The sequence below is a fragment of the Jidongwangia harbinensis genome (assembly GCF_020216025.1).
GTDB lineage: Bacteria > Actinomycetota > Actinomycetes > Mycobacteriales > Micromonosporaceae > Actinoplanes > Actinoplanes harbinensis.
The window spans coordinates 57,028-80,595 of the sequence record NZ_JAIWNC010000037.1; the positions used below are offsets into that span (position 1 = coordinate 57,028).

The window sequence follows — 23,568 nt, forward strand, 5'->3', positions numbered from 1 at the left end:
GGTGCGGACGGCGGCGTGCGCGCGGCCGTCCGCCGTCTTCCGCGGTGCCGTCTTCCGCGGTGCTGTCTTCCGCGGTGCTGTCTTCCGCGGTGCTGTCTTCCGCGGTGCTGTCTTCCGCGGTGCTGTCTTCCGCGGTGCTGTCTTCCGCGGCGTGCAGTCTGCTGCCGTCCGCTCGCGGCGTCTCATCACTCGCCGCCCTGCCCGCCGGCCGTCCGCCTTCTCGCCTTCCGTCGGCCGCCTTCCCGTCGGCCGCAGGCTCGCCGGCCTTCTTTCCATCGGCCGCGGCCTCGCCGGCCGGGACGTCTCCGCCGATCTTCAGCTGCGCTGTCTGGATTGTCTGTTTGATGCGACTTTATTCCGCCATGACTCCAAGCTTGGCGGGCCGAGGGCCGGGAAGGCGTGCCGAGGGCGTCGTTGTGGTTCGGCCGGCGTCGGGTGCGTGTGGTTTCCGGGTGCGGCGCGCGCCCCGTCTCAACACGCGTGCTCGGTCGATCGGGTTGTGTGGTTTTCAGGCGCGGATGGAGCCCTTCCTCGACACGCTGGGCGAGGGTGGAGGGGGTGTGTGGTTTTCGGGTGCGGAGGGGGCCCTTTCTCGACACGCCGGGACAGGGTGGAGGGGGCGTGTCGAGTTAGGGCGCGGAGCGACCCCTTTCTCTGCGCGCGGTGGAAGGGCGGCGGTGGTGTGTCGAGTTTCGGCCGCGGAGCAGGCCGTTTGTCTACACGTCGTGCCGGGGTTGAGGGCGCGGAGCGGGTCGTTCGTCCACATGCCGTTGCGGACCGGTCGTTCGCGGGGCCGCCGGATCGAGGTGGCGTCGAACAACGCCACACCACGCCGACGAATCGGGCACCACGGCTCCAGAATCGACGATGTGGGGCCCTGAGGGCGGTGGGGGTCCATGTTGGAAAGTGTCCAAGGATTGACGATCTTTGCGAGGAAACCTTGACGTTACCTGCGCAACGTTGTTGAAATGTGTTGGCTCATGGCGGTCCGCGAGCGGTCACGGTCGGTCCGGTGTGGATTGCCCGAGTGCTGTGGGTGCTGTTCGCGGCACCTGACTCTTCCGCTCCGAAGGGACGTTCGCGCATGACCACACCCGGTTCACGAACCAGGCGGGCGCTCAGTGCGGCCGCCGCGACCCTGCTCGCGGTCGGCCTCGCCGGCCCGGCGGGCGCTGCGCCGTCGCGCGCCGCCGCCGCACCGACCTGGCAGAAGGGCGTTCCGCCACTGTCCACCCCGTGGACCGACGAGGTGGGTCCGGACAACGCTCTGCCGGAGTATCCCCGGCCGCAACTCACCCGCGACGCCTGGCAGAACCTCAACGGTGTGTGGGAGTTCGCCCGCGCCGACGTGAACCAGGCGCCCCCGGTCGGCCGGACGCTGGGCGAGCGCGTGCTGGTGCCGTACCCCATTGAATCCGCTCTTTCCGGCATCCAGCGGCACGAGGACCGGATGTTCTACCGGCGCACGTTCACCGTGCCCGCCGCCTGGAAGGTGAAGCAGGGGCAGCGCCTGGTGCTGCACTTCGGCGCGGTCGACTATGACGCCAAGGTGTGGGTGAACGGGGTCCAGGTCGCCACCCACCGCGGCGGTTACGACGGGTTCGACGTCGACGTCACCGGCGCGCTCAAGGGCAACGGGCCGCAGGAGCTGATCGTCTGGGCCGAGGATCTCACCGACGCCACCGGGCAGCCGATCGGCAAGCAGCGCCGGCAGAGCGACCGGGGGATCTTCTACCAGGGCAGTTCCGGCATCTGGCGGACGGTGTGGATGGAGCCGGTGCCGGACGCCCACATCGAGGGTCTGAAGATGACGCCGGACGTCTCGGCCGGCGCGCTCAAGCTCACCGTGCGGGCGAACGGCGCCTCGGGACACACCGTGAAGGCCGTGGCCCGCAACGACAAGGGCGTGGTGGTCGGGCAGGTCACCGGCGCGGCGGGCGCGGAACTCACGCTGCCGGTGCGCAACCCGAAGCTCTGGTCGCCGGACCGGCCCTACCTGTACGACCTCGAGGTGACGTTGCGCGACCGCGGGACGCTGGTGGACTCGGTCGGGTCGTACTTCGGCCTGCGTGAGATCGGCAAGAAGGCGGGTGCGGACGGCAAGCTGCGGATCGCGCTGAACGGCGAGATCCTGTTCAACCTGTCCACGCTGGACCAGGGCTTCTGGCCGGACGGGCTGAACACCGCACCGACCGACGCGGCGTTGCGGTTCGACCTGGAGGCGCACAAGCGGCTCGGCTTCAACACGGTGCGCAAGCACATCAAGGTGGAGCCGGACCGCTGGTTCTACTGGGCGGACCGGCTGGGCCTGCTGGTGTGGCAGGACATGCCGTCGGCCAACACCGGGCCGATTCCGGAACAGTGGCGCGGTCAGTTCGAGGCGGAACTGCACGAGATGGTACGCGAGCACGACAGCTGGACGTCGATCATCGCCTGGGTCCCGTTCAACGAGGGCTGGGGCGAGTGGAGCCGCGAGGACACCGGCCGGATCGCCGAGGAGGTCCGGGCTCAGGACCCGACCCGGCTGGTCAACGCGCACAGCGGGGTGAACTGCTGCAACTCGCACGGTGACTCCGGCAAGGGCGACGTGATCGACTTCCACGAGTACAACCAGGGTGGCCCGGCAGCGCCGGCGCCGGACGCCAACCGGGTGTCGATCGACGGCGAGCACGGCGGTTTCGGCCTCGAGGTGCCCAACCACATGTGGTTCGGCGAGGGCCACGGGTACGCCGATCTGCTGCCCAGCTCGGACGCGCTGACCCGCCGGTACGTGAGCAACGAGCAGGAACTCATCGCCACCGCCCAGCGGTGCGGCATCAGCGGTTCGATCTACACCCAGATCACCGACGTGGAGCACGAGGTCAACGGCTTCTACACGTACGACCGTCAGGTGGAGAAGATGGACTTCACCAAGGTGCGCAACGTGAACCGGCGGATCATCCGGGAGGCCGACGGCTCGGGCACCGGTCTGCCGGAGCCGCCGGCCGGTACGCCGGGCCTGGCGGGCGTCGCGGCCTACCCGCTGGACGGCACCACCGAGGACACCGCCGGGAACCGGGACGCCACGCTGGTCGGCGGGCCGGGCTACGTCGCGGGCCGGACCGGGCAGGGCCTGTCGCTGAACGGTTCGTCGCAGTACGCCGACACCGGCGCCCCGGTGCTGAACACCGCGTCCGACTACTCCGCCTCGGCGTGGGTGAAGCTGGACGCCGCGGGCGGTGCGTTCCAGACCGTGGTGAGCCAGGACGGCGCCAGCAACAGCGACTTCTTCCTGCAGTACTCGGGCGCCGACCAGCGCTGGGCGATGAGCTTCGTCGGGGTGCGGGCGCTCGGCCCGGTCAAGCCGGAGCCGAACCGCTGGTACCACCTGGTCGGCGTGCGTGACTCGGTGAAGGGCGAGCTGCGGCTGTACGTGGACGGCGTGCTGGCCGGCCAGGCGAGCGCCTGCCACCCGCAGGCCGCGGCGACCGGCAACACGGTGATCGGGCGCGGCAAGTACGGCGGCAACCCGGTGGACTACCTGGACGGCACGGTCGACCAGGTCCACCTGTACGACCGGGCGCTGTCCGCGACCGAGATCAAGGCGCTGTACGAGTCCGGCAACTGACGGACGACTAGCGGATCACCGACGCAGCGACGGCCATGCCGGTTACGCGCACGTAGCGTGACGGCATGGCCGTTCTGCGTATCGCCACGTTCAACCTGGAGAACTTCGACGAGGGACCGGACCTGGCCGGCCGGATCACCATGATGCGCCCGCAGATCGTCCGGCTGCGTGCCGACATCGCCTGTTTCCAGGAGGTGCACGGCCAGGACCGTCCCGGGGAGCCGCGCGGTCTGCACGCGTTGCGCGCCCTGCTCGCCGGCACCGGCCTCGGCGCCGCGTCGCTGGTCAGCACGAAACCCAAGGACGACGGGGTGTTCCGCGAGCGCAACCTGGTGGTCGCCACGGGACTGCCGGTGCTGGGCCGCCGTCAGCTGCGCAACGAGTTGGTGGCCGCGCCGACGTACCGGCGGCTGACCGCGCTGCCGACCGACCCGTTCCCGGTGGAGATCGGCGTGGAGCGGCCGATCCTGCACGTCGTGGTGGAGGCGGGCGGCCGGCCGCTGCACCTGATCAACGTGCACCTGAAGTCGAAGATCCCCACGCCGGTGCCGGGTCAGATGGTGGACATGTTCACCTGGCGGACCGCGGAGGGGTGGGCGGAGGGCGTCTTCCTGTCGTCGATGAAGCGGATGGCGCAGGCCCTGGAGGTACGCCGGCTGGTGGACCAGATCCTGGACGCCGACCCGGAGGCGCGGATCGTGGTGGCCGGCGACTTCAACGCCGCCCCGGACGAGATCCCGGTGCTGGCCATCCGCGGCGACATCGAGGACACCGGCAACCCGGCGCTGACCGGGCGGGTGCTGGTGCCGATCGAGAACACGGTCCCGTCCAGCAGCCGGTACACGCTGTTCCACCGTGGGCGCGGCGAGATGCTCGACCACCTGCTGGTGACCCGCAACCTGCTGGCGTACTACCGGGGTTCGGAGATCCACAATGAAGTGCTGCACGACGAGTCCGCGGCGTTCGCCGACGACCGCAAGTTCCCGGAGTCCGACCACGCTCCGGTGGTCGCGACGTTCGACCTGCCGTAGCCGGCCGCTACCGTGAGCGGATGACCACGGACCGGTGGGCGAGGTGGGTGCTGTCCCGGCGCGACGGCGAGGACCCGGCCCTGCGCCGCCAGTTCGCGCCGGCGCTGCACGCGTACCGGGACGGGGTGCTGGCGCGGGCCGCGATCCGGCCCGGTGACGTGGTGCTCGACGTGGGCACCGGAGCCGGGCTGGTCGGCTTCGGCGCGCTGGAGCGGGTCGGCCCGGACGGCCGGGTGATCTTCAATGACGTGTCGGCGGCGCTGCTCGACGAGTGCCGGCGCCGGGCCGGCGACGATCCGCGGTGCTCCTTCCTGCACGCGTCCGCGGACGACCTGACCGGCGTCGCGGACGCCGCCGTGGACGTGGTGACCACCCGGTCGGTGCTGATGTACCTGGCCGACCAGCGGCCGGCGTTCGCCGAGTTCGCCCGGGTGCTGCGGCCGGGCGGGCGGCTGTCGATCTTCGAGCCGGTCAACCGGTTCCTGGTCGGGCGGGACGAGGGCCGGTGGCTCGGGCTCGACCTGGCGCCGGTGGCGGACCTGGTCGACAAGGTGCAGGCGGTGTACCGGGCGAGCGAGCCGGACGAGGCGCCGATCGTCGCGTTCGACGAGCGGGACCTGCTCGCCCGGGTCGAGCAGGCCGGGTTCACCGGGATCGAACTGGACTACCGCGCGCAGGTCGGTGTGCTGCTGGACGGGCCGTCGCCGGACTGGGCGGCGGTCCGGCGTACCGCGCCGAATCCGCTGGTGCCGACGTACGAGGAGGCGATGGAGGCCACCTTGACCGGGGCGGAACGGGAGCGGCTGGAGGATGCCATCCGGGAGCGGCTCGCGGCCGGGGCGCCGCGGCGGCTGACGCTGGCGACGGCGTACCTGCGGGCCGTCCGGCCGTGACGCCGCGCGGGGCGGCGGTGCGGCGGGCACTGGGCGCGTACGGCGTGCTCTGGATGGCCGGGTCGTGGGTCACCATGCGGCGCCATCCGCATGCGGTCGGTCCCGCCGGGCTGCGCATCCGCACCGGCACCGCGGTCGACGTCACGGTGCCGTGGGACGCGGTGGACGCGGTCCGGATGCGCCGCTGCTCGTTGCCGCCGGGCGGGCAGACCCAGGTCGAGGAGGGCGCCGGAGCTGGTGGCGGCCGCCCGGGCGGTTCAGGCCCACCGACACCCGTACCACTTAGGTATTTTGTCCTCTATGACCGGTCTGATGTGATCTTCTGGGCCGCATGCGGACAAACCTGCGGAGATGGCGGCGCCGGGCCGCCCTGGCGGCGGTCGTCGCCGTCCTGGCGCCGTTGATCGCCGCCCCGGCGGCGGCCGGTCCGGACGACTCGGGCACGATCGCGGGCGCCGACCGGACGCGGCAGGCGCTCGCCCGGGTCGCCGAGGTGCTGCGCCGGCCCGGCGCCACCGCCGACTCCGAGATGGCGCTCGGCCTCGGCAGCGGCCTCGCGGTCGGCGCCGGGCACACCTGCGCCATCGTCCTGTATGCCCACCTGTGGTGCTGGGGCGCCAACGACCGGGCGCAACTCGGCGTCGGCGGGGTGACCGCGGCGCCCGGGCCGGTCCGGACGTCGGCCACCGGCCGGTTGCGGGACAAGGTGTTCCTCGGGGTGGCGGCCGGCCGCGAGCACACCTGCGCGGTGGCGTTCGACCCCGGCGGGTTCGGCGCCTACTGCTGGGGCGGCAACGACGACGGCCAGATCGGCGACGGCGGCACCGCCCGGCGTACCCGTCCGGTGGAGGTCGCCGCGGACGTGGTGGCGGTCGCCGCCGGCGACGCGCACACCTGCGCGCTGAGCCTGGAACTCACCGTGTCCTGCTGGGGCGCCAACGACGTCGGCCAGCTCGGCGTCGGCGTCACCGGGGCGAGCGATCCCACGCCACAGGAGGTGCCCGGCCTGACCGACGTGGTGGCGCTCTCCGCCAACGAGAACAACACCTGCGCGCTGCGGTCCGACGGCGGCGCCTGGTGCTGGGGGTCGGACACGCACGGCCAGCTCGGCAACGGCGGCGGCGCGTCCGGCACCGCGGTGCCCACCCCGACCGCGGTCACCACCGCCGGTATCGCGGGCGGGTTCATGCAGATCAGCGTGGGACGGCGGCACGTGTGCGCGCTGCAGACGTCGGCCCGGCTGTCCGGCCGCGCGTACTGCTGGGGCGAGGACGGCGCCGGTCAGCTCGGCAACGGCACGGCGGCGCCCGACCGCTCCCGGCCCGGCCCGGTCGCCGGCGACCGCGGGTACGTCTCGGTCAGCGCCGGCGGCGACGCCACCTGCGCCACCACCGCGACCGGCCAGGGGTACTGCTGGGGCGCCAACCCGGACGGGCAGCTCGGCACCGGCAACCCGGCCGGCCACGCCGCGCCGGCCCTGGTGGACCTCGGCGGCGTCGAGGTGCCGGCGCCGGTCCGGCTGCTGTTCGGCGTGCGGCGCTCGATGGTCACGCAGATCGTCCTGGGCGCCGCGCACGGCTGCGCGGCGGACGTGGTGAGCGCGGTCTACTGCACCGGCCGCAACGACACCGGCCAGCTGGGCGACGGCACGACCACGGACGCCGCCGCGCTGCGCGCCGTGCCGCTGGGGCCGGGACCGGTCACCGGCGTCCGGGCCCGGGCGGGTGACGGCACGCTCGCGGTGCGGTGGGCGGCGCCGGCCGACCCGGGGGCCGCCCCGGTCGAGGAGTACGTGGCGGTGGCGTCCGCCGGCACCTCCCCGTCCGCACTGGAGGACGCCCGGTCCTGCGCCTCGGCGCGGACGCTCACCTGCACCGTCGACGGTCTGCGCAACGGCCGGCGGTACACCGTGTTCGTGCTGGCCGCCGGACCGGGCGGGGTGTCCTACAGCATGTTCGGGCAGGGCACCCCGGAGGGCGGCGGCGGCGGTGGCGGACTGCCGATCACCGGTCCGGGGGCCAGCCTGGTCGCCGGGGTGCTGTTGGTGCTGGCCGGCGCGGCCCTGCGGCTGGGCGCACGCCGGCCGATCCGCACCGGCCCACCCGGCGCCCCGTAGGGTGCGTCCATGACGCAGCTCGACATGGCTGCCGACACCGTGGTCGGTAACCGCTACTCGGCCAACTTCGACGTGGTGTGGACCGATCCGGGCCGGCGGCTCGCGGTGGTCGCGGACGGCATGGGCGACGGCCGGGGCAGTGCGATCGCCGGGCGTACCGCGGTGGACGTCTTCACCGCCGCGGTGCCGACCCCGGCCGGCCCGGCGGAGCTGCGGGCGGCGGTCGCCGAGGTGCAGCGCCGGGTACGGGCCGCCGGGCAGGACGTGGCCGGGCTGACCGGCTGCACGCTCACCGCGTTCGTCGGCGGGCCGGACGACGCGTGGATCGTCCAGCTCGGCGACTCCCGGGCGTACCGGCTCCGGGACGGCGTGCTGGAACTGCTCACCGTGGACCACACCGTCGCGTGGCTGGGCGCGGTCTACGGCTGGTACCCGCACGACTCGGCGGAGGCGCACGCCGCCCGGTACCACCTGATCCGGTTCGCCGGCCACCCGGACGCGCCCGAGCCGGACGTGCTGAACGTGTCGCTGCGGCCCGGCGACGTCTACCTGCTCTGCACGGACGGGATCGCCGAGCAGGTCGGCTACCAGCGGCTGGCCGAGGTGCTGGGCGGGCGGCGGGACTGTGCCGCCCGGGCCGCCACGCTGGTGGCCGACTCGCTGACCGCCGGGGGCGACGACAACGCCACGGCCGTGGTGATCGCGGTCGACGAGGAGGGGGTCGCTGCGCCCCGTGCCTAAGCCGTAACCTGGCGTCATGGCCATTCTCGTCGTGCCGTACCACCAGGATCAGCGGCTGGCCGACGACGTCATCCCGCTGTCGTCCGGCGGCGAGTTCCTCGTGCTGGACCCGCACCTGCCGGACGGCGACCGATGGCCGCGCCTGGCCGCGCTGCACCACGCCGTGGCGGAGCAGGTGGCCGCCGCGGTCCGCGCCGGGGTGCCGACCACCGTGCTCTCCGGCGACTGCCTGATCGCGGTCGGCGTGCTGGCCGGCGCGCAACGCGGCGGGGTGCATCCGGCGATGGTGTGGTTCGACGCGCACGGCGACGTGCACACCCTGGAAACCACCACGTCCGGCTACCTGGGCGGCCTGTCGTTGCGGCTGGCGCTGGGCGCCCACCCCGAGCTGCTGGCGCGCCCGCTGGGGCTGCAGCCGCTGACCGAGGACCGCACGGTGCTGGTGGACGCCCGCGACCTGGACCCGGCCGAGGCCGACTACCTGGCCGGCAGCGCGGTACGCCGCACCACGGCGGCCGACCTGGACGCCGCGACGCTGCCGGCCGGGCCGCTGATCCTGCACGTCGATGTGGACGTGGTGGACGCCGCCGAGATGCCCGGACTGCTGTTCCCGGCGCCCGGCGGGCCGTCCACGTCCGAGGTGGTCGCGGCGGTCCGCCGGGTGCAGGACACCGGCCGGGTCACCGTGCTGGACGTGGCCTGCCCGTGGCGGCCGACCGAGGTGGAGAAGGTCCGGCGGACCCGCAGCGACCTGCTGCGCGCGCTGACCGCCGGACAGGCCGTCAGGCCGTCGTGAAGAAGCGGTAGACCGCGCGGTACGGCACCGCCGTGGTCTGCCCCGCGGTGCACGCGCCGGCCGGCGCCACGCCGCCGGTGGTGGCCAGCCGCTGGATGTACGTCACCCCGCCGAACACGCCGCCGCCGCGGGTGGTCTTCGCGGTGATCAGCAGCTGCGGGATGCTGTTCGGGGTCGCCGACGGCGCGGACACCGGTCCGGTGCCCTCGACCAGCGAGCCGTCGGTGTCGGACTGCCAGCTCGGGCCGCGGAAGTGCAGGGCGGTGGACCGCTGCACCGGGTCCAGCGTGATGCCGGTGAGCGAGGCGGCCGGTTCGACCAGCGTCCACTTGGCGTCGGTGCAGCCGTAGATCTGCACGCCGCGCGCCTTGAACACCGAGCCGAGCACGTGGCCGGCCGGCGGGACCAGGGCGTCCGGCACCGCCAGCCGGCCGCCGACGAAGCCGTCGGCCTGGGCGGCGGCGGGGTCGGCCGCCGCCGGGGCGGAGGGCTCGCGGGCGGTGGACGTGCCGGCGAACGAGACACCGGCCGACACCGCGACGCCGGCCAGCGTCAGAGCGCCGACCGCGGCCGAGATCCGGAAAGTACGCTTCTTCAAGGTTCCTCCACACAGGGCGGTCACGATGCGCCGCCGACCCTAGGGGGAGTCACCACAGAGCCTCCTTAAGCGGGCCACAAATTCTCCGCAGGATCAGCGGGTCGGGTACGCGGTCGTCCGCATCGGCGCCTTCGCGGCGCGCAGCCGTAGCCGCAGCCGCAACAGCAGGCCCACCCCGAGGAAGACCAGCACCGCGCCGATCACCAGGCCGGGCCCGAGCAGGCTGGGTACGCCGCCCTCGCTGGAGGCCGGGTTCGCGGCCAGGTCGTCGCCGGCGGCCGGCGGTGGCGTGCTGGCCTCGTCGCCGCCCGCCGCGCCGTCCTCGGCGGCGTCCTCCTCCTCGGCCGCGTCCGCCGACTCCGAGGGCGTCGGGCTGGGCGACGCCTCGGCCGCCCCGCCGACCACCCGGCTGCTGGCGGACGCCTCCTCCAGCAGCCGGGCGTCCGCGTCGAACGCCTGGGCCTGGAACGTCACCCGGCCCTCCCGGGCGCCGTCGGTGAACGCGACCTGGTAGCGGGCGGTGACGGTACGCCCGGGACAGAGTCGTCCCGGGTCCAGTTGCACGTCGGTGAGCCGGGCGGTCGCGCCGCTGGTCTGCACCTGCAGCGGGAACGAGCCGTCCTCCTCCACCCGGTCCACCTGGACCTCGTCCAGGCCGACGTCGCCCACGCCCAGCAGCATCGACCAGCGCACCTTGCGGCAGCCCTGTCCCGGTTCGGCGGACGCCACCACGGTGACGGTCCGGGCCTGCGAGCCCGCGGTGAACCGGGCCGGCAACTCGGTGATGGTCACGTCGAAGCCGTCCGCCGCCGCCCGGGCAGGCGCCGGCCCGGCCAGAACCGTGGTCGCCACGGCCAGGGCGGTCGACAGGACAGCAGCAGCGCGATGCCGCACGGCGATCAGCTCCTTACGCAGAGGCGTCGAGTAGCACGCTCGTGTGGTAGTTCGCAGGAACCGGCCGAAAGGTTCACCGGGTGCGTCGGGTCACCCGGGGGCGCGGACATTATTTTTGCCTTAGCCAGAGGTTTCGACTCGATGTTTTCCCAGCTCAGAGCGGTCTGCCGGGGCTGAATCAGCAGGCCGTCGCAAACTGCGCCGGAAAGAACTTCGGCAAGGTTCATCCGAACCGGCCCGCCCTACGTAGATGGGGGAGGGCACGAACAGGCCGCAACGCAGTGTGCAGAAAGGCAACAACAAGGCCCGGCCCGAACGTAACAGCGCGGGGCACCCCCCACGGGTGTCGGCGTCCTGACCGCCCGACGACGGACGTGACCGCTGCGGAGAACGAGGAGTCAATGGCCCGGACGAAGCTCAACCAACGATCCGCCAATCGTGTGGCCGTGCCGATGGGCGCCACGGGTGGTCGAACGCCGCCGTCGAAGATGACGGTGGCGCTGTTGGCCACGTCCATCGTCCTTGCGGTCTGGGCCACGGCGATGCTGACGCCGTTCGGCCGCGTCGCCTACGTCTACGTCTTCCTGTATGCCGAGTTCTACATGGGCGTGCTGACCCTGGTGTCGCTGTCCATCACCGTGATGATCGGCCTGGTGGCGACGGACCGCCTGGTGCTGTCCATCCGCCAGCGGGTGCTGCTGCAGTCCGCGCACCGCACCACCGGCGTGATCGCGGTCGCCTCGCTCGTCGTGCACGTGCTCACCAAGCTGGCCATCGCGCACATCGGCGTGCTGGACATCTTCGTGCCGTTCCTGGCCGGCTTCAACACGCTCTACGTCGGCCTGGGCACGGTCGCCGGGATGCTGATGGTGAGCGTGCTCTGGACCGGCCTGGCCCGGGCCAAGTTCGCCGGCCGCGGCAAGCCGTGGATGTGGCGCTCGATGCACAGCGTCGCGTACCTCGCCTGGCCGATCGCGCTGGTGCACGGGCTCGCCGCGGGCCGCGCCGCGGCCACCTGGGTGGTCGTCAGCTACGTGGTCTGCGTGATGTTCGTGCTGGTGGCGCTCGCCGTGCGGCTGTCGGTCAGCCTGAACCGGCGCAAGGACTTCTCCTCCACCTCCACCGGCTCGATCAAGCCGGTCGGTTCGCTGGTGCCGACCCAGGCGCCGGCTCCCAAGAAGCGGATCCCGTCCCGCCGCCGGGACGCCGAGCCGGCCCGCGCCGAGAGCGCCGCGCCGGCCGCCGTGGAGACCTGGGCGCCGGCCGCCGCGCCGGTGAGTTCGCCGGCCCGCCCGGTCAGCAGCATGCCGGTCAGCGCGATGCCGGTCAGCGGGATGCCGGTGAGCGCCGCGCCGTACGCCGAGGACGGCTACGGGCGCCGCCGGTACGCCGACGACGAGCCGCGCGGCCGCCGGTACGCCGACGACGACGCGCCCCCGGCCCGGCGCTACGCCGACGACGACACCGACACCGGCCGCCGGTCCCGCCGGGTCACCACCGAGGGCTTCGACGAGGAGACCGGGCGGATCTCCCGCCGGGCCGTGGAGGACGAGCGGTACCTCGCCGAACCGCCCGCCCGCGGCCGCCGGTACGCCGAGCCGGAGGAGGAGCCCGCCCCGCGGTCCCGCCGGGCCGACGCCGACGAGCCGGGCCGCCGGTCCCGCCGGATCGACGCCGAGGAGTACCTCCCGGCCCGGTCCGCCGAGATGCCGCCGTCCGGGCCCCGCTACCCGGACGAGGTCGCGGTGCCGCAGCCGCGCCGCGGTGCCGACGACGCCCCGCGCGGTCGCCGGTACGCCGAGCCGGACGAGCCCCGCGGCCGGCGCTACGCCGACGACGACGGGTACGACGACGCGCCCCGCTCGCGTGCCGGCTACCCGGACGGCCGGTGGGCCGAGGACCCGGCGCCGCGTTCCGGCCGGGCCGCCCGCTACGCCGAGGACGACCGGGATGCGCCCCGGGCCCGGCGCGACCGGGGCGCCGACGTCGACCGCGCCGACTCCGGACGGCACAGCCGCAGCGAGTTCGTCGACCTGGCCCCGGCCGCCGACCCGTGGCGGGACGGACCGGCCGACCCGCACTACATGGAACCGGACGAAACGCCGACGCTGGTCGACATGGCGGCCCGCCGGGCCCGCCGGCAGACCCAGCAGCAGGAACCGGCCCGGGCGAGCCGGGGGGCTCGCCGCAACCGGGGACGGAACACCGACGAGGCGCTCGACGACCAGCAGTACTGGCGTCAGCTCAGGGGAGAAGCACAGTGATGCAGTGTGAGCACCCCGCTCGGATCCGTGGCGCCGCAGCTCCCGGCACCACGGGACGCAGCGGAGGGGAACGGTGAGCGCGGGCAAGGTCCCGCCGGTCACCGCGATCGGTACCCCGCGGATCACCGCGGGCTTCGACGAGTACGGGCGCCTCGACCTGATCGCGCACCAGGAGGTGCACGGCGGTTTCGCCGCGCTCTCCTCCGGTGAGCTGATCGGCCTGGCCGACCGGATCGAGCTGCGCGGCCGCGGTGGCGCCGGATTCCCGTTCGCCCGCAAGGTGCGGGCCGTGCTGGACTCCTGCCGCCGCCAGGACCTTCCACCGGTGATCGTGGTGAACGCCACCGAGGGTGAGCCGCCGTCCTGGAAGGACAAGGCCATCCTGACCCGGGGCCCGCACCTGATCCTGGACGGCGCGGCGCTGGCCGCGGCGGCGCTGGACGCCGAGGAGATCGTGATCGGCATCGCCGACGACGGCATCGGGCAGGCGTCGCTGGCCGCCGCGCTGGCCGAGCGCCGGATGCCGGTGCCGACCCGGATCGTCACGGTGCCGCACCGGTTCATCTCCGGCGAGGGCGGCGCGCTGGTCCGCGGCATCAACGGCGAGGCGCACATCCCGCCCGGGCGCAAGGTGCGGTCCAGCGACAACGGCGTCGGCGGGCTGCCCACGCTGCTGTCCAACGCGGAGACGTACTCGCAGCTGGCGATCGCGGCCCGGCTCGGGCCGTGGGAGTACAACGCGGTCGGCATCCCGGAGGAACCCGGCACCGTGATGCTCACGGTCGGCGGGTCGGCCACCGCCCCGGCGGTGATCGAGGCACCGACCGGCACGCCGCTGATCGACATCCTCACCATGTGCGGCGCGGACATCGGCCCCGGGCTGCTGGTGGGCGGGTACCACGGGAAGTGGATCAGTGCCGAGGCCGCGCAGACGGTCACCGTCTCGCGCAAGGGGTTCGCCTCGGTGGGCGGCACCCTGGGCGCCGGCATGCTGATCCCGATCGGCTCGTCCACCTGCCCGCTGGGCGAGGTCGCCCAGGTCACCCAGTACCTGGCGGGTGAGTCGGCGGGCCAGTGCGGTCCGTGCCGGCTGGGTCTGCCCGACCTGGCCCGGGCGGTGACCCTGGTGTCGCTGGGCGGCAGCGCGCTGGAGAACGTGCGCGCGGCGGCGGGTGTGGTGAAGGGCCGGGGCGCCTGCAGCCACCCGGACGGCACCGCCCGGTTCGCGCTCTCCGCGCTGGACGTGTTCGCCCGGGACGTGGAGGCGCACGCCAACGGCGAGGGCTGCGGCAAGCAGGTGCGCGGCATCCTGCCGCTGCCGTACACCGCCGAGCAGGGCGCCCGCAAGCTCGCCGTGGACTGGGCCCGGTGCGACGGGCACGGCCTCTGCTCCGCGGTGGCGCCGGAGATCATCCGGCTGGACGCGAACGGGTTCCCGGCGTTCCCGCAGACGCCGCTGCCGCCGTGGCTGGAGAACGGCGCCCGCAAGGCGGTCAACGTGTGCCCGGCGCTGGCGTTGCGCCTCACCGAGGCCGGCAAGTGACGTGCACACCGGCTACCTGGACCGCCAGGAGCCCGCGTACCTCTCGGTGCTGGTCGCCGGCGGCTGCCTGGCCTGGTACGGCCGGCACGAGCTGCGTCTGCGCAGAGATCGGGGCACATCCGGGCACGATCCGGTCGTCGCGGTGGTGTCCGACTGGCAGCACGGGTTAGGTGACGTGGTTGGCCGGGTGGGCGCGGCAGGGTTCGCGGGGGCGCTCCTGAGCCTGGCATTTCTCGCTACAGCCGGTAGTCTGCTCACCCGGCGATCAAGGACCGCCGCGGTCCGGACGCCGGGTACCGGACGACCGGCCGAGATGGTGGCAGGAGAGCGCGGATGAGTGTCGACAGCCGGCGGGCCGGCCCGTTACTTCCGGGCGATCCTGCGTGGCTGGGCGAGTATCGCCTGGTCGGGCGGCTCGGCTCCGGCGGGATGGGCGTGGTCTACCTGGCCCGCGACCCGCGCGGCGGCCCGGTGGCGATCAAGCTCGTGCACGCGCATCTGGCCGGTGACTCAGAGTTCCGGTCCCGGTTCCGCAGCGAGGTCAACCGGGTGCGGCAGGTGCCGTCGTTCTGCACCGCCGAGGTGCTCGACGCGAACCTCGACCACCGTCCGCCGTACCTGGTCGTGGAGTACGTCGACGGACCCAGCCTGGCCCAGGTGGTGGACGAGCGGGGTCCGCTGTCACCGGCCAACCTGCACTCGGTGGCGGTCGGGGTGGCGACCGCGCTGGCCGGCATCCACGCCGCCGGGGTGATCCACCGCGACCTCAAGCCGGAGAACGTGCTGCTCGCGCCGGGCAGCCCCAAGGTGATCGACTTCGGCATCGCGCGGGCGTTCGAGGCGACCAGCCAGCACACCAACACCGACCAGTTCGTCGGCACGGTGGCGTACATGGCGCCGGAGCGGTTCTCGTCGGCGCCCGGCACCGCGCTGACCGCCGCCGCGGACGTGTTCGCCTGGGGCTGCGTCATGGGCTTCGCGGGCACCGGCCGGACCCCGTTCCACGGCGACTCACCGCCGGCCACCGCGGCGCGCATCCTCACCCAGCCACCGCACCTGAACGGGCTGGCCGAGCCGCTGCGCGGCCTGGTCGAACTGGCGCTCGCGAAGGACCCGGAGGACCGGCCGACCGCCCACGAACTGCTGGACATGCTGGTCAGCGGCGCGGCCGGCGGCCCGCCGCCACCGCCGCGCAGCCCGCGCCTGGCCACCTCGACCGGCTCGGCCGCCACGCCCCGGCACCGCACCCGCCGTGTCCGGTGGGCGGCCGCGCTCGCCGCGCTGCTGCTGCTGGCCGGCCTCGGCACCGTCGCGGCGCTGGTCGTCGGCCACAACCCGGCCGGCGACGTCCCGCTCTCCGGCGCGGCGCGCTCGGACGGCTCGGCGGCCGGCGCGCCGGCGCAGTCCGGGCAGCCGCCGCGATCGCCGTCCGGGAAACCGACCACCTCCAAGCCGGCCGTGCGGCGCACCGTCCTGCCCGCCGACCCGGAGCCGGCACCGGAGGCGCGCAAGCCGGAGCCCCGGGGCGGCGAGCCGATCATCCAGGACCCGCTGAACCGGCCGGGGCAGTGGCTGGACAGCTCGATCAGCGAGGAGAACGCCGACTGCGTGATCCGCGGCACGATGCAGGCCAAGCGGGTCGACCGCGGGGTCTTCCAGTGCGCCGGCCCGGACGAGGAGATCGCCGACGACTTCGGTGTCGCGGTCGACACCACGCTGGCCGCCGCGGGCAGTTGCGCGGGCGTGTGGTTCCACTGGAACGGCGGTGAGCTGGGCGGCCACGTGGCGTACCTCTGCGAGAAGGAGATCCGGATCGCCGCGGACATGCCGAACGACCGCCGGGTCTACGGCACGCTGGAACTGGACCGGCCGATCAAGGTGAAGGACCGGGTCCGGGCGCACGTCGTGGTCCGTGGCCGCACCGTGGACGTGTTCCTCGACGGCACCCACGCCGGCGCGGTCCGGCTCCCGGCCCGCGGGTTCACCAAGGGCCAGGTGCAGCTCGGCATCGCCGTGGAGACGCTGGACGACCCGGGGCCGTTCGCGGTCTCGTTCGCCGACGTGGACATCCGGTCGTTCTGACTAGCCTGCGTACGTGACCGCCTCGTGGGCCAGACCGTGCCAGTCCAGCGCGGACGTGGGGGAGAGGACGAACCACTCTTTCATCGGGGCGCCCCGGCCGCCGTCGAACCGGGTGCCCTCACCGGCCGCGACCAGCTCGTCGACGCGTACCCGGGGCAGCTTCACCACCAGGCAGCCGTGGGACAGCATGGCGACGATCCGGCCGTACCGGCGCACCGCCTGCGCCCCGAACCGGCGGCCGCCGGCCGGCGTCGCCACCCCGTCCACAGCGGACAGTTCGGCCACGAGGGCGTCGAAACGATCCTCCGGGGTCATGTCCGCAGTTTTCCGTATCGGATCTCCGCGCCGACACCCCCCACCCGGGTGGCGGCCGGCCGGGGTGCTCGGGCGCAGTGCGGGGTGTCGATTCGGCGCCAAAGCGGCCGGTGGGTCTTCGCAGGCCCGCGGCGCGCCCGGTAGGGTGCCAGTCTGCCGGGGGGCGGCGGCCGCGAGGCCGGGCGGATGAGGGGTACGGGATCACCATGACGGCCGAGCGGGCAGCGCACGCGCCGCTGCACCCCCGCGACCCGCGGCAGCTCGGACCGTACGAACTGCTGGCCCGGCTGGGCGAGGGCGGCATGGGCACCGTCTACCTGGGCCGGGACCCGTCCGGAAACCAGGTCGCGGTCAAGATGGTGCGCGGCGACCTGTCGCTGGACGAGGAGTTCCGCCGCCGGTTCCGCAGCGAGGTGAACCGGATCCGGCAGGTGCCGCCGTTCTGCACCGCCGAGATGATCGACGCGGACCTGGACGCCGAGCAGCCCTACCTGGTGGTGGAGTTCGTCGACGGGCCCAGCCTGGCCGAGGTGGTGCAGGAACGCGGCCCGCTCAGCACCGCCAACCTGCACGGCGTGGCGATCGGGGTGGCCACCGCGCTGACCGCGATCCACGGCGCCGGGGTGATCCACCGCGACCTGAAGCCGCGCAACGTGCTGCTCCCGCCGGGCAGCCCCAAGGTGATCGACTTCGGCATCGCCCGGGCGCTGGAGGCGACCAGCCAGCACACCCGCACCGACCAGATGGTCGGCACGGTGGCCTACATGTCGCCGGAGCGGTTCGGCCCGGACTCGGCGAGCGCGCTCACCCCGGCTGCGGACGTCTTCGCCTGGGGCGCGGTGGTCACCTACGCGGGCACCGGCCGCACCCCGTTCCACGCCGACTCGCCGCCGGCCACCGCGGCGCGCATCCTCACCCAGCCACCCGACCTGTCCGGCCTGACCGGGCCGCTGCGCGAGCTGATCGGGCACGCGCTGGCGAAGGACCCGGCCGACCGGCCGACCGCCCGGGAACTGCTCAACGGGCTGGTCGCCGGGCCCGCCACGCCGGCCGTGCTGGACCGCCAGCCGGGTCTGCGGGCCGCCGCACACGAGGCGCAGGTGGCCACCGCCTACCAGTCGCACCGGCACCAGACCGCGCTGGCCCCGCCGCCCGGGCTGGCCGGCCACCCGGACGGCACCCCGGCCGGTCCCGGCCCGGCCGCCGACGATCGCTCGACCCGGGTGGTACGCCCGGACGCCTTCCGCGGGCCACCGCTGCGCGGCCCGCTGCCCCGCCGGCGCCGGCTGCTGCCGCTGCTGGTCCTGTTGTGCGTGCTGACCCTGGTCGTCGCCGCGGTCCTGGTGCTGCGCGGCGACCTGCCATGGGCCTCGGCCGGCGGTCCCGTCGCGCCGGTGGTCACCACCCCGCCGCCCGACCTGCGCCGCACGTTGCTGATCACCGACCCGCTGGACGACGCCCGGCTGTGGGAGAAGTCCTCGGACACCAAGGAGGGCGGCCGCTGCACGTTCGCCGACGGTGCGCTGGTGGTGAGCCGGCGGACCGTCGGCTCGTTCCGGTGCCGCGGCCCGGCCGACGCCGAACCGAACAACCTGCAGGTGGAGGTGGGGGTGCGGCTGCTCGCCAAGGGGAGCTGCGCGGCCCTCTGGTTCTGGTTCCGGCCGTACTCCGGCTACCAGGTCAGGATCTGTGAGCGGGCGGTGTACGTCGGCACGCACAAGGACGCCGACGTCGAGGTGTACCGCACGTTCCCGCTGGACGGCGCGCCGGTGCCGGTGGGCGGGCCGTCCACCCGGATCACGCTCACCACCCGGGACGGCTTCGCGGAGGTGCAGCGGGACGGGAAGGTGGTCGGCTCGGTGCCGCTGACCGATCCGCAGATCACCGGCGGCCGGGTGGTGCTCGGCCTCTTCACCGAGCCGGAGCAGGCCGACCACATCCCGCCGTACCGGGTGGCGTTCGACCAGGTCGACATCTACGCGCTGGATCCCTGACCGCCCACCCGTCCGGCCCGGGCCCCCGACCGCGGTGGCGGGGACCCGGCAGCCGCCGGGTGGCTCAGTCCCGGGTCAGCCCGGCCCGCCGCAGGGCGTCGGCCATCGCGCCGCCGGAGAAGCCGCCCTGGCCGCCGCCCTGGCGCTGCCCGCCGCCCTGGCGCTGCCCGCCGCCCTGGCGCTGGGCGCCCTGGCGTCCCTCCTGCCGCGGTTTCCCCTTGCCGCCCTGACCCGGCCCACCGGGCCGCTTCTGCGGCTGGTCTCCGGGGTCGCGGCGCGGCCCGCGCTGCTCCGGCTTGTCCTCCAGCCGCATGGTCAGGGAGATGCGCTTGCGGACCTCGTCGACCTCCACCACCCGCACCTTCACCACATCGCCGGACTTCACCACGTCGCGCGGGTCCTTCACGAACGTGTGGGACAGCGCGGACACGTGCACCAGGCCGTCCTGGTGCACGCCGACGTCCACGAACGCGCCGAACGCCGCCACGTTGGTCACCACGCCCTCGAGGATCATGCCGGGCCGCAGGTCGGCGATCTTCTCCACGCCCTCGGCGAACGTGGCCGTGGTGAACGCCGGCCGCGGGTCCCGGCCCGGCTTCTCCAGCTCGCGCAGGATGTCGGTGACGGTGGGCAGGCCGACGGTGTCGGTGACGAACGTCTCCGGCCGCAGCGCCCGCAGCAGCGGGCTGTTGCCGATCACCGTCTTCAGGTCGGCGCCGGCGGTGGCCAGGATGGTCCGCACCACCGGGTACGACTCCGGGTGCACGCTGGAGGCGTCCAGCGGGTCGTCGCCGTCCGGGATCCGGAGGAAGCCCGCGCACTGCTCGAACGCCTTCGGGCCGAGCCGCGCCACCTTCTTGATCTCCGAGCGGTTCCGGAACGGCCCGTGCGTGTCGCGGTGCAGCACGATGTTCTCGGCGAGCCCGGCACCGATGCCGGAGACCCGGGTGAGCAGCGGAGCGGACGCGGTGTTCACGTCCACCCCGACCCCGTTCACACAGTCTTCCACCACCGCGTCCAGCGAGCGGGACAGCTTCTGTTCGGACAGGTCGTGCTGGTACTGCCCGACCCCGATGGAACGCGGGTCGATCTTGACGAGTTCGGCCAGCGGGTCCTGCAGGCGGCGGGCGATGGAGACCGCACCGCGCAGCGAGACGTCCAGCCCGGGCAGTTCCTGCGACGCGTACTGCGAGGCCGAGTACACCGACGCGCCGGCCTCGGACACCATCACCTTGGTCAGCCCGAGGTCCGGGTGCCGTTTGATCAGGTCGGCGGCCAGCCGGTCGGTCTCCCGCGACGCGGTGCCGTTGCCGATCGCCACCAGGTCGACCCGGTGCTGGGCGGCGAGCCGGGCCAGCGTGCCGATCGAGGCGTCCCACTTGTTCTGCGGCACGTGCGGGTAGATCGTCTCGGTGGCCACGCACTTGCCGGTGGCGTCGACCACGGCCACCTTCACGCCGGTACGGAAGCCCGGGTCCAGGCCCATCGTGGTCCGGCTGCCGGCCGGGGCGGCGAGCAGCAGGTCGCGCAGGTTCGCGGCGAACACGCGTACCGCCTCGTCCTCGGCCGCCTGCCACAGCCGGACCCGCAGGTCGGCGCCGAGGTGGATGAGGATCCGGGTACGCCACGCCCAGCGGACCGTGTCGTTCAGCCAGCGGTCGCCCGGGCGGCCCTGGTCGGTGATGCCGAACCGGCCGGCGACGAACGGCTCGTACGAGCTGGGCGCGCCGTCCTCGACGCCCTCCTCGGGCTCCATGGTCAGGTCCAGGACGCCCTCCTTCTCGCCGCGGAACATCGCCAGGATGCGATGCGACGGGAGCTTGGTGAACGGCTCCGCGAAGTCGAAGTAGTCGGCGAACTTGGCGCCCTCGGTCTGCTTGCCGTCGCGCACCTTGGCGACCAGCCGGCCCCGGGTCCACATCCGCTCGCGCAGCGTGCCGATCAGGTCGGCGTCCTCGGCGAACCGTTCCACCAGGATCGCCCGGGCGCCGTCCAGCGCCGCCGCCGCGTCCGCCACGCCCTTCTCCGGGTCGGCGAACGCCGCCGCCTCGGCCCGCGGGTCCCGCTCGGCGTCGCCGAGCAGCAGGTCCGCGAGCGGCTCCAGGCCGGCCTCGCGGGCGATCTGGGCGCGGGTCCGGCGCTTCGGCTTGTACGGCAGGTAGATGTCCTCCAGCCGGGCCTTGGAGTCGGCGGCCAGGATCTGCGCCTCCAGCGCGTCGTCCAGCTTGCCCTGGGAGCGGATCGACTCGAGCACGGCGGTCCGCCGCTCCTCCAGCTCGCGCAGGTAGCCGAGCCGTTCCTCGAGGACCCGCAGCTGCTGGTCGTCCAGGGTGCCGGTGACCTCCTTGCGGTACCGCGCGATGAACGGCACGGTGGCGCCCCCGTCGAGCAGGTCCACCGCGGCGGCCACCTGGTTCTCCCGGACCCCGAGTTCCTCGGCGATGCGCTGATGAATCGTGGTGGTCACCCGTCACCTCTCCCGCGTCGACAACGATCCGATTCTGCCGAAGCCCGATCCGGGTTGTCGCGGCGCCCCGCTCGGTCGGCCCGGAGGATCATCCCGGCCGGGCGCGCAATGTGATCAACGCAACACCGGATAGTGATCGACAGCCCGCTGACGTTATCGAAGATCGCTGATCTAATAGGTCTGGCTTTTGTCGTGGGGTCCTTAGTGGAGGCTGGGTGGCGGTCGTCTCCCTCGTCACGCACATCACCGATCAGCTGTCCCGCCTCTGCCGGGTCGCCGGGGCCGACCCGGCGATGTCCGCCGACCTGATCGGTGACCTGCTCGGACCCGCCGGGCAGCGGCCGATCCACGCCGGACCGGCCTGGCCCTCGGACGTCGCCGACGACCACACCCCGGTCGAGTTCTCCCTCGCCTTCGACCACCACGGCGGCGCCACGCTGCGGGTGCTCGCCGAGGCCGCGGTGCCCGACCCGGCCACCCCGGCGGACCTGTCACCCGCGCTGGCCTTCCTGCGCCGGCAGAGCAGCCGGCACCGGCTCGCACTGTCCCGGCTGGACCGGGTGGGTGACCTGTTCACCACGCACCGCCCGCAGGGCGTCTTCGGCATGTGGCATTCGCTCATCCTGCGCGCCGCACCCGAGTTCAAGGTGTACCTGAACCCGGAGATCCGCGGCGCCGACCAGGCCGGACCGCTGGTCGCCGAGGCCCTCGGGCGGCTCGGCGCGACGCCCGCCTACCGGACGGTCCGGCACCGGGCGCTGCGGCCCGGTGCGGACCGCCTGACGTTCTTCGCGCTCGACCTGCACGACGCGGCGACGTCCCGGATCAAGCTGTACGTGTCGCACCCGCACGCCGACCTGGCCGATGTGGCCCGCGCCGCCGCGGTCGTCGACGGCGTGGACCCGGCCGAGGTCACCGAGTTCTGCCGGCTCGCCACCGGTTCGGCCGGCCCGTTCGCGGGGCGGCCGGTGATCAGCAGCTACACGTTCGTGCCGGACGCGGCCCGACCGGTCGGCTACAGCGTGTACGTCCCGATCCGCAGCTACGTCACCGACGACCGGCAGGCCCGCGACCGCACCCGGGTCCTGCTGAGCCGGCACGGCGTCGACCCGGACCGGCTGGACCCGGCGATCGCCGCGGTCGCCGCGCGGCCGCTGGAGGCCGGCAGCGGCCTGATCGCCCACGTGTCGCTGCGGGTGGGGCAGCCGCGGCCCGGCGTCACCGTCTATCTGTCGTCCGAGGCGTACCAGGTGCGGACCCCGCCCACCCGGCCGGTGCCGGTCCGGTAGCCCGGTGCGGTCAGGGCGCGCTCGCCGCCGGCAGCATGGCCAGGACGTGCTGCAACAGGGCGATCAGCACCTCCACGCTGGAGCCGGCGCGGCGCGCGTCACACCGCACCAGCGGCACGTCCGGGTTGAGCTGCAGCGCGGAGCGGATCTCGTCGTCGGAGTACGCGCACTCGCCGAAGAACGTGTTCACCGCCAGCACGAACGGGATGTTCCGCCGCTCGAAGTAGTCCACCGACGCGAAACTGGCCGGCAGCCGGCGGGTGTCGACCAGCACCACGGCACCCAGCGCGCCCTGGGTCAGCTCGTCCCACATGAACCAGAACCGGTCCTGCCCCGGCGTGCCGAACAGGTAGAGGACCACCTCGTCGTTGATGGTGATCCGGCCGAAGTCCAGGGCCACCGTGGTCCGGGTCTTCGACTCCAGCCCGGCCAGGTCGTCCACCCCGATGCTGGCCTCCGTCATGACCTCCTCGGTGGTCAGGGGCGCGATCTCGCTGACCGAGGACACCAGGGTCGTCTTGCCCGCGCCGAAGCCGCCGGCGATGACGACCTTGACCGATGTGCGTTCCATATGTGTGTCAGATCCTCGGGTCATAGCCGCTGGAGGCCGCCGAGCAGCGTCTCCAGCAGGGCACGGTCGTAGACGGTTCGCTGCGCGGCCGAGCCGAGCGTGACGTAACCCTGTTCGAGCAGGATGTCGACCAGGACCTTCACCACGGTCAGCGGCCGGGACAGGTAGGCGGAGATCTCGGCGATGGACATCCAGTCCTGGCACTGGCGCAGGATCTGCTGGTACTCCGGCTCCAGCACGGTGGTGTCGGCCGGGAGCGCGACCACCTGGGTGGCCAGGTCCAGGGCCGCGTTACGCGGCGTGGTACGCCCGTTCACCAGCACGTACAGCGGTACGAGCTGTTCGGACTCGCGGTCGCTGTGCACGG

General features: G+C 73.6%; 18 protein-coding genes. 12 read left to right on the forward strand and 6 right to left on the reverse strand.

All coding sequences use genetic code 11. The features are described 5' to 3' along the window. Position 1: 1 nt before the first annotated feature. From LDL48_RS45215 to LDL48_RS33885, 7 genes are all read left to right on the forward strand, one after another. Positions 2-967 (forward strand): pentapeptide repeat-containing protein, encoded by a 966-nt coding sequence (locus LDL48_RS45215; RefSeq protein ID WP_225259207.1) that lies wholly within the window; start codon positions 2-4, stop codon positions 965-967. Between the two features lie 117 nt (positions 968-1,084). Continuing rightward, a complete protein-coding gene (locus tag LDL48_RS33860) occupies positions 1,085-3,607 on the forward strand; it encodes a LamG-like jellyroll fold domain-containing protein (RefSeq protein ID WP_225259208.1) in 2,523 nt (840 codons plus the stop codon). 65 nt (positions 3,608-3,672) lie between these two features. Continuing rightward, entirely contained in the window at positions 3,673-4,638 is a 966-nt protein-coding gene (locus LDL48_RS33865) for an endonuclease/exonuclease/phosphatase family protein (protein ID WP_225259209.1), read from the forward strand. 20 nt (positions 4,639-4,658) lie between these two features. After that, complete coding sequence (locus LDL48_RS33870) at positions 4,659-5,531, forward strand: methyltransferase domain-containing protein (protein WP_225259210.1); 873 nt, start codon at positions 4,659-4,661, stop codon at positions 5,529-5,531. Positions 5,532-5,862: 331 nt separating this feature from the next. Then, complete coding sequence (locus tag LDL48_RS33875) at positions 5,863-7,647, forward strand: RCC1 domain-containing protein (protein WP_225259211.1); 1,785 nt, start codon at positions 5,863-5,865, stop codon at positions 7,645-7,647. 9 nt (positions 7,648-7,656) lie between these two features. After that, entirely contained in the window at positions 7,657-8,388 is a 732-nt protein-coding gene (locus LDL48_RS33880) for a PP2C family protein-serine/threonine phosphatase (protein ID WP_225259212.1), read from the forward strand. A 16-nt stretch (positions 8,389-8,404) separates the two neighbouring features. Next, positions 8,405-9,184, forward strand: coding sequence for an arginase family protein (locus LDL48_RS33885; protein ID WP_225259213.1), 780 nt, complete (start codon positions 8,405-8,407; stop codon positions 9,182-9,184). Here LDL48_RS33885 and LDL48_RS33890 read toward each other — a convergent pair. Continuing rightward, positions 9,171-9,782: a DUF3455 domain-containing protein gene (locus LDL48_RS33890; protein WP_225259214.1), complete on the reverse strand. Its 612-nt coding sequence runs from the start codon at positions 9,780-9,782 to the stop codon at positions 9,171-9,173. The two genes, LDL48_RS33885 and LDL48_RS33890, sit on opposite strands and share 14 nt — an antisense overlap. Positions 9,783-9,875: 93 nt before the next feature. Beyond that, positions 9,876-10,676 carry a hypothetical protein gene (locus LDL48_RS33895; protein WP_225259215.1) on the reverse strand — a complete coding sequence of 267 codons (801 nt, stop codon included), beginning with the start codon at positions 10,674-10,676 and terminating at the stop codon, positions 9,876-9,878. A 494-nt stretch (positions 10,677-11,170) separates the two neighbouring features. Between LDL48_RS33895 and LDL48_RS33900 the strand changes: the two genes are divergently transcribed. From LDL48_RS33900 to LDL48_RS33910, 3 genes are all read left to right on the forward strand, one after another. Then, positions 11,171-12,940: a translation initiation factor III gene (locus LDL48_RS33900; RefSeq protein ID WP_225259216.1), complete on the forward strand. Its 1,770-nt coding sequence runs from the start codon at positions 11,171-11,173 to the stop codon at positions 12,938-12,940. A 73-nt stretch (positions 12,941-13,013) separates the two neighbouring features. Then, on the forward strand, positions 13,014-14,483 hold the full coding sequence (locus LDL48_RS33905) for an NADH-quinone oxidoreductase subunit NuoF family protein (RefSeq protein WP_225259217.1): 1,470 nt from the start codon (positions 13,014-13,016) through the stop codon (positions 14,481-14,483). 333 nt (positions 14,484-14,816) lie between these two features. After that, on the forward strand, positions 14,817-16,565 hold the full coding sequence (locus LDL48_RS33910; protein ID WP_225259218.1) for a serine/threonine-protein kinase: 1,749 nt from the start codon (positions 14,817-14,819) through the stop codon (positions 16,563-16,565). Here LDL48_RS33910 and LDL48_RS33915 read toward each other — a convergent pair whose 3' ends face one another. Beyond that, positions 16,566-16,880 carry a hypothetical protein gene (locus LDL48_RS33915; protein WP_225259219.1) on the reverse strand — a complete coding sequence of 105 codons (315 nt, stop codon included), beginning with the start codon at positions 16,878-16,880 and terminating at the stop codon, positions 16,566-16,568. Between the two features lie 206 nt (positions 16,881-17,086). Between LDL48_RS33915 and LDL48_RS33920 the strand changes: the two genes are divergently transcribed. Then, positions 17,087-18,874, forward strand: a complete 1,788-nt coding sequence (locus tag LDL48_RS33920; RefSeq protein WP_225259220.1) for a serine/threonine protein kinase — start codon at positions 17,087-17,089, stop codon at positions 18,872-18,874. Between the two features lie 64 nt (positions 18,875-18,938). Here the strand turns inward: LDL48_RS33920 and LDL48_RS33925 are convergent, their stop codons facing one another. Then, a complete protein-coding gene (locus LDL48_RS33925; RefSeq protein WP_225259221.1) occupies positions 18,939-21,341 on the reverse strand; it encodes a Tex family protein in 2,403 nt (800 codons plus the stop codon). A 215-nt stretch (positions 21,342-21,556) separates the two neighbouring features. Here LDL48_RS33925 and LDL48_RS33930 point away from each other — a divergent pair, with 215 nt between their 5' ends. Next, positions 21,557-22,630: a tryptophan dimethylallyltransferase family protein gene (locus LDL48_RS33930; RefSeq protein ID WP_225259222.1), complete on the forward strand. Its 1,074-nt coding sequence runs from the start codon at positions 21,557-21,559 to the stop codon at positions 22,628-22,630. A gap of 10 nt (positions 22,631-22,640) precedes the next feature. On the opposite strand, the gene LDL48_RS33935 is transcribed toward LDL48_RS33930, so the two are convergent. Next, positions 22,641-23,201 (reverse strand): GTP-binding protein, encoded by a 561-nt coding sequence (locus tag LDL48_RS33935; protein ID WP_225259223.1) that lies wholly within the window; start codon positions 23,199-23,201, stop codon positions 22,641-22,643. 20 nt (positions 23,202-23,221) lie between these two features. Continuing rightward, positions 23,222-23,566, reverse strand: a complete 345-nt coding sequence (locus LDL48_RS33940; protein ID WP_225259224.1) for a DUF742 domain-containing protein — start codon at positions 23,564-23,566, stop codon at positions 23,222-23,224. Positions 23,567-23,568: the final 2 nt, after the last annotated feature.

Coding starts and splice junctions, on each gene's coding strand:
- LDL48_RS33860 (WP_225259208.1), top strand. CDS start 1,085: ATGACCACACCCGGTTCACGAACCAGGCGGGCGCTCAGTGCGGCCGCC.
- LDL48_RS33865 (WP_225259209.1), top strand. CDS start 3,673: ATGGCCGTTCTGCGTATCGCCACGTTCAACCTGGAGAACTTCGACGAG.
- LDL48_RS33870 (WP_225259210.1), top strand. CDS start 4,659: ATGACCACGGACCGGTGGGCGAGGTGGGTGCTGTCCCGGCGCGACGGC.
- LDL48_RS33875 (WP_225259211.1), top strand. CDS start 5,863: ATGCGGACAAACCTGCGGAGATGGCGGCGCCGGGCCGCCCTGGCGGCG.
- LDL48_RS33880 (WP_225259212.1), top strand. CDS start 7,657: ATGACGCAGCTCGACATGGCTGCCGACACCGTGGTCGGTAACCGCTAC.
- LDL48_RS33885 (WP_225259213.1), top strand. CDS start 8,405: ATGGCCATTCTCGTCGTGCCGTACCACCAGGATCAGCGGCTGGCCGAC.
- LDL48_RS33910 (WP_225259218.1), top strand. CDS start 14,817: ATGAGTGTCGACAGCCGGCGGGCCGGCCCGTTACTTCCGGGCGATCCT.
- LDL48_RS33915 (WP_225259219.1), bottom strand. CDS start 16,880: ATGACCCCGGAGGATCGTTTCGACGCCCTCGTGGCCGAACTGTCCGCT.
- LDL48_RS33920 (WP_225259220.1), top strand. CDS start 17,087: ATGACGGCCGAGCGGGCAGCGCACGCGCCGCTGCACCCCCGCGACCCG.
- LDL48_RS33935 (WP_225259223.1), bottom strand. CDS start 23,201: ATGGAACGCACATCGGTCAAGGTCGTCATCGCCGGCGGCTTCGGCGCG.